8 protein-coding genes are annotated in these 16,655 nt (G+C 36.5%); 4 read left to right on the forward strand and 4 right to left on the reverse strand.

The features are described 5' to 3' along the window. Positions 1–4: 4 nt before the first annotated feature. The 4 genes from ACKGJN_RS11380 (at position 5) to ACKGJN_RS11395 (ending at position 6,666) form a co-directional block, all read left to right on the forward strand. The gene (locus ACKGJN_RS11380) at positions 5–982 is read left to right on the forward strand and encodes a hypothetical protein (RefSeq protein ID WP_409539624.1); all 978 of its coding nucleotides are present in this window, start codon (positions 5–7) and stop codon (positions 980–982) included. Then, positions 982–2,970, forward strand: coding sequence for an McrB family protein (locus ACKGJN_RS11385; protein WP_409539625.1), 1,989 nt, complete (start codon positions 982–984; stop codon positions 2,968–2,970). Before ACKGJN_RS11380 ends, ACKGJN_RS11385 begins: the two co-directional genes overlap by 1 nt. After that, positions 2,954–4,255: a 5-methylcytosine restriction system specificity protein McrC gene (locus tag ACKGJN_RS11390; RefSeq protein ID WP_409539626.1), complete on the forward strand. Its 1,302-nt coding sequence runs from the start codon at positions 2,954–2,956 to the stop codon at positions 4,253–4,255. Before ACKGJN_RS11385 ends, ACKGJN_RS11390 begins: the two co-directional genes overlap by 17 nt. A gap of 161 nt (positions 4,256–4,416) precedes the next feature. Continuing rightward, entirely contained in the window at positions 4,417–6,666 is a 2,250-nt protein-coding gene (locus ACKGJN_RS11395) for a type I restriction-modification system subunit M/S (protein ID WP_409539627.1), read from the forward strand. 56 nt (positions 6,667–6,722) lie between these two features. Here the strand turns inward: ACKGJN_RS11395 and ACKGJN_RS11400 are convergent, their stop codons facing one another. Genes ACKGJN_RS11400 through recD form a run of 4 tightly spaced genes read right to left on the reverse strand, consistent with a single transcriptional unit; the run spans position 6,723 to position 16,653 of the window. Beyond that, positions 6,723–8,357: a nuclease-related domain-containing DEAD/DEAH box helicase gene (locus ACKGJN_RS11400; protein ID WP_409539628.1), complete on the reverse strand. Its 1,635-nt coding sequence runs from the start codon at positions 8,355–8,357 to the stop codon at positions 6,723–6,725. A 19-nt stretch (positions 8,358–8,376) separates the two neighbouring features. After that, the gene (locus ACKGJN_RS11405; RefSeq protein ID WP_409539629.1) at positions 8,377–11,712 is read right to left on the reverse strand and encodes a UvrD-helicase domain-containing protein; all 3,336 of its coding nucleotides are present in this window, start codon (positions 11,710–11,712) and stop codon (positions 8,377–8,379) included. Continuing rightward, entirely contained in the window at positions 11,705–14,821 is a 3,117-nt protein-coding gene (locus ACKGJN_RS11410) for an exodeoxyribonuclease V subunit gamma (RefSeq protein WP_409539630.1), read from the reverse strand. Before ACKGJN_RS11410 ends, ACKGJN_RS11405 begins: the two co-directional genes overlap by 8 nt. A 2-nt stretch (positions 14,822–14,823) precedes the next feature. Next, complete coding sequence (gene recD / locus ACKGJN_RS11415) at positions 14,824–16,653, reverse strand: exodeoxyribonuclease V subunit alpha (protein ID WP_409539631.1); 1,830 nt, start codon at positions 16,651–16,653, stop codon at positions 14,824–14,826. Positions 16,654–16,655 lie beyond the last annotated feature (2 nt).

The raw sequence follows: 16,655 nt of genomic DNA on the forward strand, positions 1-16,655 counted from the left end.
TAATATGAAGAAAAACATCTTTAAAGAAGAATTTAACTGGCTTTCGAGGCATCTACCGGAAGCCTTAATTCAAACCCCGGGACAGGGTAATTATGAAAATGTTATTCAGTCGATTATTCAGGAATTACAAAACAATCAGGAATTCGCTAATGATTTAATAGAAGTAAACAGGTTACCTATTCACGTGCCAGAAATTACCCGATGGGAAAGCAATGAGGTGAGCTTTGAAAGTTTATTTGAAACCTTACTCGAAATGTATAATTCAAGTGAAGGTTCCATTTCCATGGAAACCTTGTCGGCGCTTACAGAAGATCTCGGAAGGGAGGCTTTTGGAATGTATCTGCCTATGCATTATTATTTCCAAAGCAGGAAAAACCCATGGGGTGTATATTTATTTCCCGAAGCGATTTTTCAATGGGCAAAAAACCTATACCAGGTTAAAGGAAAAAGTTTAGGACTTTCTTTGAGGCAGGTTGAATTGGCTTTTACCTATGCAGTATTCCGCCATGAGTTATTTCATCACCAGGTAGAATGTTTCTCCACTAAACAGGAAGTTCTAAACCATAAAGTGAATTATAATGCCTACGGTGATAATGTAAATGGGCCATGTAGTAAGTCTGAAGACTGGCTGGAAGAAGCTTTAGCAGAAGCAACCGTTTTAAACAGTAAACACGTCTATCACAATACGAAAATAAAAGCGCCAATCTTCCGCAAGCTTTATGAATTTGATTTAAAAAGAATGCCTGCTGGATATAGGGATTACCACTGCAGAAAATTCGGTGGGCCAGAAAAAGCCCATAAACTTTTTGCCTCACAAATTGCCCAATGTAAAATCAATCCCATACCCGCTCCAGCAACGAAAATGTGTACAGTAAGTGCTAATGAATTTTCCAATTCATGGAAGAAGGTTCCTATTTATATGGTGAATTTCAAGAAACCGAAATCAATTAAATCTCCGCGAGAAATATTTAATTATAATTAATGAATAAGGATATAAATTATTACGATTGGGTACCTTTTTTTGGAGAGATCTGCGAAAAGATTCAAGAATTTGCAGATGACGAAGCGAATAGAGAATCAAAACTTTTGGGTTTTGCTGAAAAAATATTTCCCACAGGACACAATCTTTTATTATACGCGACCATTGATCCTTTTTCGTTTATTTATGCCTTAGCGCAACGAAATACAATTCATCAGAGAGAAGAATTCTTCGATAAGGCTAGGATTGCTTTTGGTTTGGACAGCAGCCTGCCAACCGATAACCTTTTCCCTACTCCTACACCAAATACTCCTTCTAGCTTTTTTAAAAAAGGGATTTATAAAAGTATACAGGGTAAGGAAGTGGGAAATAATTGTCTTTGGAATTTATTTCAGCAGGTTAAATATAGTAACCAAGTAGATTCTAATTTATTCAAAAAAGCACTATCTCTAAAGTATGTCGGCATTTCAAAGTTAAGCCAGGTTTTCTTCTTGATAAATCCTTCCGTTTATTTCCCTTTAGATTCACAAATGAAATCTTTGCCCTTACCTGAAATAGGTGAAATTATTGAAATAGTAGAAACAATCGAATCAGAAGGGATCATTGCTTATTTCAAAGCTTTGGAAAAAATTAAAAAATTCTTTCCAAAATGTTTGCCATATGAAATTAACCTACTGAATTACCTGGTAAATTTAAATACTACCGGGCAACTACTAATAAAGGATAAATATTGTCAGGTAAGCAGCTATGTTCAAGGACAAAATAAACCTGATTATTTTGAAGAATTTGTAAAACAAAATGGTGTTTGGACAGGTGGGGAAGAAAGTACCAGTGGTTTTAAAACTTATCCAGTTATCGATTTTACAGTAGGAGATATTGTTTTGGTAAGAAGAGGAACAAAAAATTTGGGTGGAATTGGGGTTATTGTGAATAACCAATATCTGCCAAATGGGTTTGAGGAAAATAAAATGCTACAGATTATATGGTTAAATAAAGAATATAGGTATACTCCTGATGCGTTGGCACAATGGGATGGATTCAGCAAAGCCTCGGCAAAAACTCTGGATATATTTAAAACAATTTACCCGGAAACTTTTAAAATTCTTAATCTAATCAAAGAGAGACAAAAAAAGATGATCAACTTTTCTAAAATAAAACATAAGAATTTCATTCTTCAGGGACCACCGGGAACCGGAAAAACTAGATTAGCAAAGCAAATTGCACATTGGCTATCAACTGAGGGCGAAAAGGAACAAACTGTATTCGAAGTAGTTGAAAAACAATTTTTCACAGAAGAAGCAGATATTGAAGGAAACGAACAAATAAAGCTAATTCAATTTCACCCATCTTACACCTACGAAGACTTTGTCCGTGGTATCGCTGTCAATGCAGATAACGATAAGTTAAAATACGAAGTAAAAAACAGACTTCTTGCTGAATTTGCTGAAGAAGCTTCTAAACCTGAAAATCAACAGAAGGCTTTTATCTTAATTATTGATGAAATAAATCGTGCAAATCTTCCCTCTGTCTTAGGTGAACTTATTTATGCCTTAGAATATCGTGGCAAGTCTATGAATTCAATCTATAAATACAAGAATAGTCATGAGATTATTCTTCCACATAATCTATATGTCATAGGCACCATGAACACAGCTGACCGAAGCGTTGGCCATATTGATTATGCTATTAGAAGAAGATTCGCTTTTATAGATATACCAGCTCAACGTAAAGTAATTGAAGAAAATGCACCTCACGCTCTAAAATTATATGACGAAGTGGAGAAACTATTTTCCAATGATTCTATGGCTAGTGATTTTGAAGCAAAAGATGTAAAGCTTGGTCATAGTTATTTTCTCACCGAGAACATTGGCGATCTTAAAGTCAGATTCAAATATGAAATTCTTCCAATTCTGCAAGAATATAGAAAAGACGGTATTCTCACTAAAAATACCCAAAAAAAAATAGAAAAACTCGATGAGCAACTTAATTGAAAACCCATACTCTGTGTGGGAACATTTCAATGACACCACAGATCTCTTTGACGAAGAAGACAGCTTTTATGCTGAGATAAAATTTCCGAAAAGAAGAGAGGATGGCTTTTGTGCGGTGATAAAGAAGACATCCGGTAAAAGCAGCTTTCTGCAAACAGGATATTTTATTGGAGTAGATCGATTCCCGGGTAGAGATCAATGCATCTACGTGCAACCAAAACTCAATAAAAATACTGGGGGAGAAAAGAAAGAATTGGTTGAAGTCGATTATCTGAAAATGCTCTTTGAAAGCATACGTAGCCCGGAATTGGCAGAAAATCTGGAGGAGCTATATATAGTTAAATGGGATGAAAATGAAATCGAACTGGAAAGTAAAGATGACTTCTTAACACCCTTTCTTATAGTTCAGTTTTTGGGAGTTCTTAAATCCATAGTCAAAAAGGGACTTAAGAAATCTTATTACCGGGTAAAGCAAAACCTAAATAATCGAATAAAAGGTAAAGTCCTGGTGGGGCAAACCATAAAAAGAAACCACTTCAGGCAAAATTTCCTCAGTAACGTATGCAGCTATGAAGAATTTGGAGTAAACGGTATCGAAAATCGGCTGCTCAAGAAAACGCTCGAATTTGTAAAACCATATTTACATAGCCATTCTGGTTTAATGAAAGGAAATAAAGGTTTCGAGGATCTTTTAAATTTCATTAATCCTGCTTTCTCACTAGTTTCCTCAAATTTTGATTTTTCTGAATTAAAGAAAGTCAAGAAAAATCCATTCTACAAGGAGTACATTACTGCAATTGATTTAGCAGAAAAAATCCTAAGACGTTTCGGTTATAATATCGCCAATTCCAGTAAAAAGGAATTAAAGACCACTCCCCCATTCTGGATTGATATGAGCAAGTTATTTGAGCTATATGTACTGGGACTTCTTAGAAAAGAATATGGAAATGTCGTTCAGTTTCAATTTCAAGCTAAATACAATGAACTTGATTACATCCTGAAGAATGAAGAGTATAAAATGGTCATAGATGCGAAATATAAACTTAAATATGAGAACAGTTATCATATTGAAGACATTAGGCAAATAAGTGGATATGCGAGGTTAGAAAAAGTAAGAAAAGAGTTAGAATTGAAAACAGAAGAAGAGGTACCCGATTGCCTAATCATTTTCCCGAATGTTAACCTCAAAATAGAGGATTTCAAATTTGATAATTTAAAAAAGGAACCAATTCCAGGTTTTCATAATATTTTCAAACTTAAGGTTCCTATTCCTTTACAGGAATAGAAAGAGAATTGTTGTCTAAAATCACTTATGCCGAAAAAAGTTAGATAAAAAGGAAGCACAATACTGGTAAAAAAACAGGAGTAGATAACTATCAATAATAGAATTGATATTCGCGAGACAATGAATAGATTTTTGAGCTTTTACCAACAGAAAAATAATTGATGATTATAGAAGAATTGAAAAAGAAGGGGATCAATAGTCGAGAAAATGTCATTGATTATCTGAACTCTAATCAGAATGAAATAAATTTCCTTCCTGACCACCTTTCAGAATTAATTGCGGAAATAATACTATCTAATACCCCGAAAAGTATAATAAATCTAAATTCTAATATAGGTGAAATATTATCCAGATGTTCGGGTATAGAAAAGGTCTTTGGAATAGACAAGAATAATGATAATGTGGAGTTAGCTAAATACTTATATCCACATATACATTTTTCAAATTCAAACCCATTAGACTTAACAACCTACGAAAAGTTTGACGCGGTTGTTTGTTTTCCCCCAGTAGGCGAAAGAATTAATATTAATGGCAGAATAAGAGGCACAGGGGATCTATATATTTTAAAATGTCTAGATTTGATTAATGAAAAAGGAACCGGTATTTTCATATTACCCCAAAATTATCTCACTGCCCCAGCTTTTGAGAATTTAAGAAGACATATATCAATAAATTTTGGAATCCAAAAAATTATATCTCTACCTCACAGAATTTTAAGAGGAGTGGGCCCTGAACTATCAATTATTACTCTCACAAAAAATCAGACTTTCAGTACTTACTATTGGGAACTCCCAAACATTAATTTCTATCAATCAAGTATAAATTTTTCAGTTCCGGACTTTACAGTTGAAAAAATAAAGTTAACAAATAGATGGGATTATAACTTTCATAATCCTACAAACCAAAAATATGAACAGCAATTAAGCGATTGTAAATCCAGGCCGATTAAAGATTTAGTAGATGTAGTTCTTGGGGTGCCTTTCAAATCTGATGAAAGCGGTAATTCAGGCAATTTCCAGATATTATCACCGAGAAATATTCCAGAAGGTCTTTTTGAAGAATCTCGCAACGATAAATTTATTCAAAAAAAAGAATTAAATAAATGGGAAAATGAGGCTGTTCTAAGAGATGGTGATTTAATTTTTCCTCGTTTACTAAGGAACAAAATACAGGTTTACAAACATACATTAAATGAAAATAAATTTATTGCAAACCAACATTTAATAATCTTAAGGGGAAAAAACGCTGAATACGTAGCTACCTACCTAAATACTAAAAGTGGCTTGCGACTATTTAACCAGCAAATTAAGAGACATTCAAGAGGAAATGTAACACCTATTATATCAATTTCAGATCTTAAAAACATTCAAATTCCAATTCTTCCAGTTATTGATTTGGAACTAGCTTCTAAAAATAAACTTGAAAAACTTACGTATGAAGAATTACTTGAGATAAAGAATAAATACTCCACTCTAAAAAAGGAATATAACAAACTAAAGTCTAAATCATCTATTTCTGCTCACGAGGCACAGTTAAGTGGTATGCAAACGCTTCTAAATCAAGTTTTAAATAATCAAAAGGATATATCCTTAAAGTTAGATGATATTAGAAACACCTTAATTGAATTATCTAACGAATTCAGGGAGATTAAAAAAATGCCTCGGGATATTGACGAAAAAATTATCAGACTAAATAATAATTTAGATGAAAAACTAATCATTCTGATAAAAGACCAAAACCAAATAGAATTTTATGTCCAGGAAATCAAACGTTGGTTTGATTATTTTGATATTTTGGAGTTAAAAAGCCAAAAATATTTGCCGGAAGCTGAATATATATTTGATCAAATATCAAAACTTGAAAACCCAGATTATTCACCCTTCATACTTCAGTATTGTAGGGCTCTAGAAAATGAGCTTTTAAATAAAATTTTCAGATCATATGTTCAATCATTGCTTGATAGAAATTTGAATCTTGAAACCGAATTTGCCTGGGATTTTGAACGAAAAGATTCAGGAAAATATAATAATGACAACACATTGAAACTCGGCCTTCATTTACAAAAATGCCTAAAAAGAAATCAGGAAGAATGGTTCTTTGAATTGGGTTCAATGGAAGTTAATTTAAGATATTTAACAGGAAGAACCGTTGAAAAGAGCCCTCTTCTAAAAGATTTAAAGTCCTTTGTATTACATAACTTTCAGGAGGAAATTTTAAATATTGAATACTTAGATGAAATAAATTATATAATTAGAGATTATAGAAACCAATCCGCACATCCAAATTTAATAGATACCGAAAAAGCTATCTTATTTCATAAACTAATTAAGGAATGCTTTATTAGATTAATGAAAAACTATAAGAACCAAAAAATTAAAAAAATAAAAGTGGGAATAGGTTTTGTAAAATAAATTTTACTTTTATTTCATAGGAATTTAAAGATTTTATCCCATGCTATTTTTCCCCATCATTTCTCTGGCTCCAATACATACAACAAACTCTTAGCACGGCTAAGCTGGGTATAAAGCACATTAGGATCCTCATTTTCCACCAGAGGCTTTTTAAGGATCAGGATCACTACTTCAGATTCACAACCTTTGAATTTGTGAATGGAGCTGTAATACACTTTCTTCTTATCTATTGTTTGGTCTTCAACCAGCAATTCGTAGCTAAAAGTGGGGTTGCTGTATTGCTCTAATTCCCATCCCGCAGCAGCTCCATCTGTAATGATCTTGATATTTTCCAGGGGAATATGTCCCATAGTGTGTAACTCGCTAAGAGAGCGGAACAAGGCGCTTCCAATTTCTTCAGTCCTGTATTCCCTTCTCCTTACCTTCTCCCCTTCCGGCACCTCGCCCGAGGTGAAATTGGTATCCAGGGTTTCATTGATAAAGGCATTGATCTTTTTGGTATTCCGGTAATTATAGGTCAGGGGAATTTTGGTCCATTGCTCGCTAATGGGCAGGTCAAATTTACTCCTGAAAATATTTTGCTTCCTGTCATAGAAAAGGATATACTTCCCACCCGGTTTTATGAATTTTAAAAACGTATTGAGCCACGAAATATCCATATCCTGGGCTTCGTCTACCAGGAGTGCATCGTATTTTTCGGCTTCGGTAACCGGATACTTTTGCAATACCTCCCTAAACTTCCCCGGAAACTTTGCATACATTTCATTTTCAGGTAAATTTTGTTGGCTGTACCATTGTGGCTCCCTTGAGAAAATAAAGTCTTTCATAAAACCAAGTGCATCATTGGTTTGTATCTCGTCGCTGAGTTCCTTTTCTACCCGGGCTTTCAAGTAAAGGTTGTAACACAGGAACAAGACTTTATCGCCTTTCTCGTGCAGCATTTCAGCAGCGCATTTTGCAAGAATGGTTTTTCCGCTTCCTGCACAACCTTCTACTGCAAGTCGGGGGATGTTGAATAAGCCGGTAAAGAACACCTTTTGGTGGGTTTCTGCCAGCTCAATACTTATCTTCATTTCCTCCAGCAACGTCCTGAGGTTTGTTGAAATTCCCAGGTTTTGGGTGAGATCTTTTTTTATAGTTCCCTCATATTCATCCGGGGAAATTCCCTGATAATGATTGTGGCTGCTTTCCTGTTCCAGTTTTGCTTCATCAATAGCGGTAAGTGGATCGTCCAAATTTATCTGGTCCAGAACCATCCAGGGTAATAGCTGAGTCGGCAAGGCAGTTCTATCCAGGACCCCATCCGGAAACCACAACAGCCAGGTAACCGGCACCTTGTATTCAATGGCCTCTCTATACCTTTTAATAACATTGGAGGCGCAGGACATTGCCTGGTGATCAGGATCTGTATCCATTTCCCTTCCGGATTGGTACCACTTATTTTCTTCAGCTTTAAACTGTAAATTCCCTCCCTTCACCTCTATCACGAAAATATGGTTCAGGGTCTCCTCCCGGAGATCAAATACCAGATAGTCAATCTCATAAAGATCTTTTTCCTCCTTTGTATTCCCCGCAAATGTCCTGTTCCAGAAAATATCAAAATCATAAGAATCGAGTTTCTTTAAAGCATCAAATACTTTACGCTCTGCACGATTTGGATGGTGACTGGGGAAATTTTCGGGGTACATCATAATTTTAGATTTTAGATTTTCATGCTAAAACAGGTTTCTTAAAGATCCTTTCCAGTGCTTCAACCTGCTCAAGAGTGGGCCTGTTGGTATAGATCCCGTGTTCTGTTCCTTTTCTCGCTCCGCGCAGGTATACATAAATAGCTCCACCGAAATCTCTATCGTAATCGAAATTATCTAAACGGGCTTCCAAATAATTTTTAACCGCCATGGAATATATGAGATACTGAAGGTGATAATTACCTTCATTCAAGGCTTTTTTCATCGTATCACCTTTGGCATAATGCTCCAGGTTGTCTCCCAGGAAATTAGATTTCCAGTCCAGGATATAGTATTTGCCTTCGTGCACGAAGAATAGATCTATCAAGCCGGTGAGCAATCCTTTTTTTGTATTGATCACCATATTACAGTTGATATCAATACCATCCCCTAAATCAAAGCCTTTCAGATCCTCCAGGTTAATATCTGAAGTATTGAAATCAAATTCCATTTCATTGAGTTTATCAGCGGAATCCAGGTCTTTTAACAAGATGCTGATGCCATCAGGGAATTGAATCTGTGAATGAAGCACATGATCTACCATTTCTAAAAGTCGTTCCCTAAGTAATTCCTTTTTGGCAGGATAATACCTGTTCACCAATTTATCAACTTCTGCCTGGTGACCTTTTGGGTTTGTGAAATCTATGTTTTCGAAGAGGTAATGCAGCATAGTCCCCATATTCTTACCTCCCGGGATGTCTTTGAAAATGAATTGATCGTAAGCAGTTTCATACTTATCCAATTTCTCAGGTAAAGCATGTAAACTGTGAGCGCTAAGGGCAGAGAAGCTGAGTTTGCCGTGGTGTTTGTCGGCCAAGTCCAATTTATCAAGTTCGAGACCTTGGCCCCAGGTGGTTGGTAAAGGCACAACATTTTTTTCAAGGGCACCCTCCGGGTGATCAAACCATTTTTGGGAGTCAAAAGGATAATCTTTAACTATAAACTGGGTCAAGCAAGATGCTTGCACCCTATCTCCTGATGTTTTAAATAAGAAACAATTGTACTTAGCACGAGTTAAGGTTACATATAAAAGTCTACAATTTTCCTGATCTAACTGTTTCTTAAACAGCGAAGTTTGCTCGGTATTACGATAAGGTTTACAATAAAATTTATAATTCTCGTCAACACCTGATTCTCTAAAAGAAAAAATATCTGAATGATAAGATTTTTCGTGGTTAATCAGATCCAAAAATGGTGCGATAACTATCGAATATTCCAAACCTTTTGCTTTGTGAATAGTCATAATTTTTACGGCTTTTTCATCGCTTTCCATCCGCTGAATATATTCATCGCCTTCCTGAACATTTCCAGCTATTTGAAGCCCTAAATAATTATACAATCCTATGGGCTTCAATTCTTGCTTATATTCTGCCTCTTGCAATAGTTCAAGGAGCTGGGTAAGATTGGATAGAATTCGCAGACCATTTGCAGAAGCATTTTTCATTAAATGCTCCATTACCCCAAAATGATCCATATATTTTCTCATCATGGAATAAAACCCAGATCGGGTCCATTGCTCCCGAAACTCTCTAAACAAATCTGTGAATTCGTCTTTTTTTAATTTAAAAACCTCATCAAACTGAAATCCGGTAAAATCATTTAAAAGAGCTTTGCTAATATTTTTTTCAGAAGTTTTCAATACGGCCTCCATGATGTATCGAATTGATTTTGCTTCCTGGGAATCTTCAAACACTTTTGTGTCATCAATTGTAACTGCATGAATTCCCCGCTGAGCTAAAACACTCTTCACCATTTTGCCCTCTTTATTCGTACGCACTAATATTGCAATATCAGAAGGCTCTATAACTGAACTGTCAATTTTATAAGGCTTTTCTTTATTGAGGAGTTCACCGACTAACTTCCCAACTTTAACCTTTATAGTATTTTTGTTGCCACCCTCAAATATCTGAAGAGGGTTTATTTTCAAATCTGGGCGCTGTAATCCCATTTTGTTTTGTGCTGCTGATGCCACTTTTACATACTTAATGTCAAGATCAGTACCATCGGTGTGAAAAGGATCTTTGCCCAAATCATAAAAGCTTTCAACTGCACTTATATAATGAGAAGTAGATCTAAAATTAACCGGCATCTCGTAAATTTTATCTTCTGATATCTCTTTTCGGCATTTGGCATAGGTATATAGATCGGCTCTTCTCCAGGCATATATTGACTGTTTTGGATCGCCTATATAAAATAATAGATTTCCTGAATTAAAAAGTCGATTATATATTTCATATTGAAGCTTATCGGTGTCCTGAAACTCATCTATAAAAATCGCTTTGTATTTTTTCCTAAGGGTATTTCTGAATGCATCATTATCTTTAGCATGGACTGTTTTGTGCATCCGATTAATAATTTCATCATAAGTAATCAAATGCTTATTTTGAAGTTTCTCTTCAAGTTTCGCCTTGACGTAATTAACACAATCAGTAATCATACTGTGAAAGCAATTTTCTTTGAAGGAATTTATCTCTAAAGCATTATTACGTTCAGGTAACAAACAAGATTCTGCAATTTTTTTATGCGTTATACTGCTATTCACAAGAAAATCCCAATATGCTTTAAAGGAGATAATTTTATCTGCTTCTTTGTTTAATGTCTTTTGACCAACTCCATCTATATTCTTCCAATCAGCAGTTCTAATTTTTTCTATGATCGTTTCCTGCCTGGCTTCAAAATCATTTTCGAAGTCCTTAATTTTTTTGCTGATTTCATTGGTTACAAATTTACTTTCTTCTTCATAAGCATATTCTTTACCGGCGATAACTTCTTTCGCTGCTGCATTTAGATTTTTTAGTGAAAGGCCAGTTAATTCAGCAAAACTCTCTTTTTCAATTTTAGTAACATTGTTCCTCCAATATTCCTTGACAAATGAATCAACATCATCAAGAATATTCGGTTGAAGACTCAATCCAAAAGGTTGACCTGAGACTAAAGCAAAATTGTTTAAAGATTCCTGACAGAAACTGTGAATTGTTTGAATTGAGGCCTCATCAAGTTCAGACAAGGCTACTTTTAATAAATTTAAAGTCTCATTATCCTTGTATTTATTTATAATAGCCACAATTGGTTCCTCCTGATTATTATCCCCTTCTGCAACCTTAATTCCCTGCTGAATAAAAGAACGAATACGGGATGCCAATTCAGCCACAGCTTCATTGGTAAAAGTCACCATTAGGATCTCCTTAATCTTATATTTTTTTTCTACCAGCAGTCTTAAAACCAATAATCCTATAGAATAGGTTTTGCCTGTTCCAGCACTTGCTTCTACAAGATTTACGCCTTCCAATTTTACTGTAAGAGGTTCGAATTTATTCATTAGATTGATTTTTTCTACCAAAGGCAATATCTACTGCGCCAAAAATTCGGCTATATAATTTTTGAAGTTCATTTAACCTCGAAACACTTTTATCTCCTTCAAAGAAACCTTGCCTGTATTCTCTTATAAAATAATCAGATGGATAAAATCCTAGATAAGCATCAACTTTTTCATCTATCATTTCTTTCATAAGGATCGCCTTTTCTTCTTCGGGTTTTCCAGAAAGTTCTAAAATTTCTGAAACTTCAAAATTAAATTCAGGATAAAAAGAAACTATTCCCCGGTAGTTCTGCACATACAATTGCAATAGTTCCCTTAACTCTTGAATTGCCTCATTTTTGGAAACCGGTTTGTTTAATTTAGTATAAAAAATTCCATCTCCTTCTTTTTCAAAACAACAGTAATGCACACCTCCATCTAATCCCATCGCTTTCATTATTAAAAGCCTTAAATAGGCAGAAAGTTCATATTTTTTCTTTTCGGCTTTTGAAACAAACAGATAATAAGAATCTTCACCAAACATGTTCAATTCCCCTGTAAGTTTCAAAACCTTATTCCCCACATTAAAATCAAGCTCAAAATTCAAATTATGGTGTTCCTGATTATTCGTATGCTTATTAAGTTCTGTCCATAAAGTTTCAATTTCCTCTGTGACTTCCTCCAATTTCATCTCCCCCGGAACTTTTAATGGCAATGCACTCTTCACTATCATTTCTTTTCTTGCCTCAGATATCAGATCGTTATTTAGTTCTAATCCATCCAATTTTTTCTTGAGGAAAAAATCCTTGAGAGCCCAATTCTCTAAGGTTCCAATTTCAAAGAGCTCCCATTCAGGTAAAATTTCAGGATTTTCAAAATAAATTTCAAGTACCTTATTATAGTGATGTTTGAAAGGGTCTCTTAAAAAAATTTCCAGGATATGCAAGGGGACATTATCTGGCACTTCCTTTATTCTATCAGAATTATAATCGAGAGTTAACTTTTCCTTTTTATTTGCCGTAAACGTAAAAAGATCCTTTTTTTCAGAATCAAAATAACCCGAATTAAATGAGTGCAAGGGATGTTTAATTTGTTTGATTACCGCCCCAGCCTTTTTAGAATATTCCTCCAATTCACTTACAATAGCAGATGATGGTATTTTAGAATTATTTTTTACATCCTGTCCTATATAACTCAAGAGCACCCGGTTTCCTGCATTCAAAAAAGTTTCCAAAAAGGCACCGCGATCTTTAATACGGCTGCTTAGTTTCTTATCCTCCGGAAGAAGATCGAAACTCAGCTCCTGAGACTTTCGGGGAAATTCCCCAAAATTCAAGCCCAGGAATGCAATCACTTTTTTGGGCATACTCATCCCGGGATAGAGTCCGCTAAACACAATCCCTCCTATGCCCTTTATTTGTTGCAGATCTTTGTTTTGAAGCTGATCTTTTAACCTAAAAAAGAAGGTGTTGAAACCGATTACTTCTTCACTTGAATCCTCCATAGAACCCAGCTCTTCCATAAGTTCGCTGAACTGGTTTTGCTGCCAGTCTTCCGGCTGTAAAAACTCTTCGGTGATTCTCATCAATTCTATGTGCCAGGCTCCTGCAGTTTTTGGTGTCTCTTTTAAGGTGAGGAACTCTTGTAGCAGTTGCACAAGGTGGTGCAATCTAAAAAGATCCTGAGCCTGTTGTCCTTCAGCAATATCTACAGGGTATATTTTCTTCCCGTTGATCACTACAGGTTCTTCACTTCCTAAGCAGAAACCGTAGATAAGCCTTTCGAGTCCGTTGCTGAAGGAGGAAAAATTGGTTTCCAGATCTTTATCTCCTTCATATTCCCTGCGGATGTTCGCATCGATAAATGCTTTTTTGAGGAGGTCGAGATCTGTAAACCCAAAGGCTTTTTGCACCGGCTGCATTTCCAGCAGATTAAAAACCCCGGGGGCAGTAAAATTCTCTTCCTCAAAAGCCAGCACCTGTTCCAGGGCCGTCCAGAAACTCTCTTCCCTGCCGTAGCCCTTTGTGACCAGTGTGTATGGAAATTCATAGGGAGCAGAATCAAAAACAGTCCTGATGGCTGAAATATAAGGGTCAAGGTTGGATATGCACACCATAATATCCCGTGCGCCTAATTTCTCTTTACTTTCATCTACAGTTTTCACCAGGTAATTATAAAGCGCTTCTATCTCCCTCACACGAGTAAAGGAATTGTAGATAAGCACAGAATCATCTGCTACCAATTTATCTGAAATTGAATCGGAGCATATATCCCTTTGAATTTGATTCAACAGATTTCCGCCTTCGGAAGGAAAATCCATTTCAGGTATTGTCCCTATCTCTTCCAGTTGCTCATTGGTTTTCACCGCCAGTTCTCCCCAGTTCTGGGTGAGGGGATTATTTTTCCGTTTTAGATTGAGGTTGGTGCGATACAAATAAATGCTAAACCCCTTTTGTTCTTTTAGAATTTTTAAATATTGGAGGTATAATGGGCTAAGGCTGACATTTCCACAAATATATAAGGAATGATATTTTTTAAGAATTTCAGGTTTCAAGCGAATAAATTCTTCAAGCTTTTCGGGAGACATTTGATTAGTTGAATATCCGCATTGTTCATACAGGTATTTTTGCCACTCCAGATCGGGGTGATCCTGGCTTTTCCATTCCTCTGCAGGATCGAACTCCTGGTAACTATCAAACAGTCCGGCAACTTTTTGTGCCAGGGCAAGGCGTTTGACCTCATCTTCCCCGCAATAGTTTTTAATATTTTCGAATTTATTCTGAAATTCAGTTTTGCCCATCTCAGTAAAAAGCTTCCAGATGAGTTTTTCTCCCGATGGTTTTTCTTTAAAATTAGGATCAAGGTTTTCAATTAATTCCCTGAAAAAAGAATTAAAACTGTGTTGTTTAAGGTTTCCAATAAACCCAAGATTTTCGGCCAGTTGTTCCTTTAACCAGTTATGCTGTGCTTTATTGGGAGTGATGATATGAACCGATTGGAATACCTCACCTTTAAAAGTCGTTTCAATATGATCTGCAAGTTTGGAGGCCAGATCTATATTGGAAGCTCCGGAATAAAAATTGATTATCGTATCTCCATCAGATTTAGGTGTGTCTGTAACTGTTTCCATAATTATATCCTGTTGGTTATTCCGGAAGCCCTTCTTACCCTTGCCTCTGCCGATTTTTTAATGACTTCCATTGTTCCCTGGATGATCAGGCTTTCTTTAGCCCGGGTGATCCCGGTATACAGCAACTCCCGCGTGAGTAGTGGCAGGTCTTCAGACTTCGGCATCACAAGCAGGACTTTGTTAAATTCAGATCCCTGGCTTTTGTGAACGGTCATCGCGAATACTGTTTCCACATCGGTTAGCAAACCGGGAGAAAAACTGCGGATTTTTCTTTCCTGTACTTCTCCTTCTTGCTTTTCTTCTTCCAATTGCTTTTCCTCATCCAGAAACCAGATGCGTATTTTACCTGAAACCTTATCCTTTCGCACCAGACCCACATCACCATTAAAAAGGTTAAGGTCCGGATGATTCCGTGTAACCATTACAGGACGGTTTTTATAGAAAACCTGACCTGGATTTATTTTTCTTTTTTTCGACAAATATTTTTCCACCCGGGTATTGAGTCCTTCCACTCCATTTTTTCCCTTACGGATCACTGCAAGGATTCGCAGCGCATTGAATTTTTCAATGGCCTTTGCGATATCATCTTCGGCTATATAATCCTCAAATCCCTGAATAAAGCTTTCAAATTTACTTTCCTTATATTGATTGTCTACAACAATTTCCCCTTCAGGTCTCCCTTCCTCAAAAAAGCTTTCTATTTTCTCCTGCTTATTATCGATCACTGCCTCACTTAGAACCCCAAAATCAGAATCTCCTTTAAAGCGATAGGAATGCTGTAGCTTAACGATTTGATCCTGCAGCAATTCATCTTTTCCGGTGTTTTGCTTGAGAATTTGTTCAGGGAAAAGTTGTTTTAGAGAAGAAATGGTCGCAGAAGAAAATTTGTTTTTCTCCCCAACCGTATTACACAAATCTCCCAACAAACTACCCGCCTCTACTGAGGCCAGCTGGTTTTGGTCGCCTAACAGGATGAGTCGGGTACGCGGATCTACAGCATTGATGAATTTGGCAAAAAGCGCCACATCTATCATAGAAGCTTCATCAACAATAATCACATCTGCATCCAGTTTGTTTTCCAGGTCGCGTTTGAAGTAAGGTGACTGGTGCTTAACCTCAAGCAACCGGTGCAAGGTATAAGGTTTCAATGCCCCTATTTGTTCCCTGAAGTCCTCCGGCACCTGCTTATTGGCAGCCAAAGCTTCCTTCATCCGCATAGCTGCTTTCCCTGTGGGAGCAGCCAGCTTCACATTAAGATCCGGGTTTTCTTCATACAGTAGACTCAGAATTTTGGCAACCGTAGTAGTTTTTCCTGTTCCCGGTCCGCCGGTGATAATGGTAAAATTGTTCAGGTATGCCATAGCAGAAGCCACCAGCTGCCAGTCGGTTCCATTCTTTTGATCTCGACTTTCAACCAGCTTTGTGAATTCTCGAGAACCCTTTAACCTTTCCAGCCTTTGTGCCTTCTCTCCTTCTCCTTCAGTAATCAAACCTTTGATGCCTTCAATGATCTGAGTTTCGTAGTTGAAATAGCGGGTGATGTAGAAGTTATCGCCTTTAAGTACAAATGGTTTATCTTTTTCCTCAATCTCTCCTCCTTTGGCCACCAGGCCGGTTTGCAGTAGATCAACTGTAGAAGAGAAATTATCCCCCTCTATAATTTTCTTTTTATACCCTTCAAATATCCCTGCCGTCCCTTGCTTGTCCTGTAAATCGACACAGACACTGCCATGGGACAGGTTACGGGAAACGGCGTAGGCGTAGGGTTGGATGGCTTTTTCCTCTTCCTTTTTGAAGAAGTTGGCGAAGTGGTGGTGGGAGGAAATAATCATGG

The sequence above is a fragment of the Gillisia xinjiangensis genome (assembly GCF_046298265.1).
GTDB lineage: Bacteria > Bacteroidota > Bacteroidia > Flavobacteriales > Flavobacteriaceae > Gillisia > Gillisia xinjiangensis.

Coding starts and splice junctions, on each gene's coding strand:
- ACKGJN_RS11380 (WP_409539624.1), top strand. CDS start 5: ATGAAGAAAAACATCTTTAAAGAAGAATTTAACTGGCTTTCGAGGCAT.
- ACKGJN_RS11385 (WP_409539625.1), top strand. CDS start 982: ATGAATAAGGATATAAATTATTACGATTGGGTACCTTTTTTTGGAGAG.
- ACKGJN_RS11390 (WP_409539626.1), top strand. CDS start 2,954: ATGAGCAACTTAATTGAAAACCCATACTCTGTGTGGGAACATTTCAAT.
- ACKGJN_RS11395 (WP_409539627.1), top strand. CDS start 4,417: ATGATTATAGAAGAATTGAAAAAGAAGGGGATCAATAGTCGAGAAAAT.
- ACKGJN_RS11400 (WP_409539628.1), bottom strand. CDS start 8,357: ATGATGTACCCCGAAAATTTCCCCAGTCACCATCCAAATCGTGCAGAG.
- ACKGJN_RS11405 (WP_409539629.1), bottom strand. CDS start 11,712: ATGAATAAATTCGAACCTCTTACAGTAAAATTGGAAGGCGTAAATCTT.
- ACKGJN_RS11410 (WP_409539630.1), bottom strand. CDS start 14,821: ATGGAAACAGTTACAGACACACCTAAATCTGATGGAGATACGATAATC.
- recD (WP_409539631.1), bottom strand. CDS start 16,653: ATGATTATTTCCTCCCACCACCACTTCGCCAACTTCTTCAAAAAGGAA.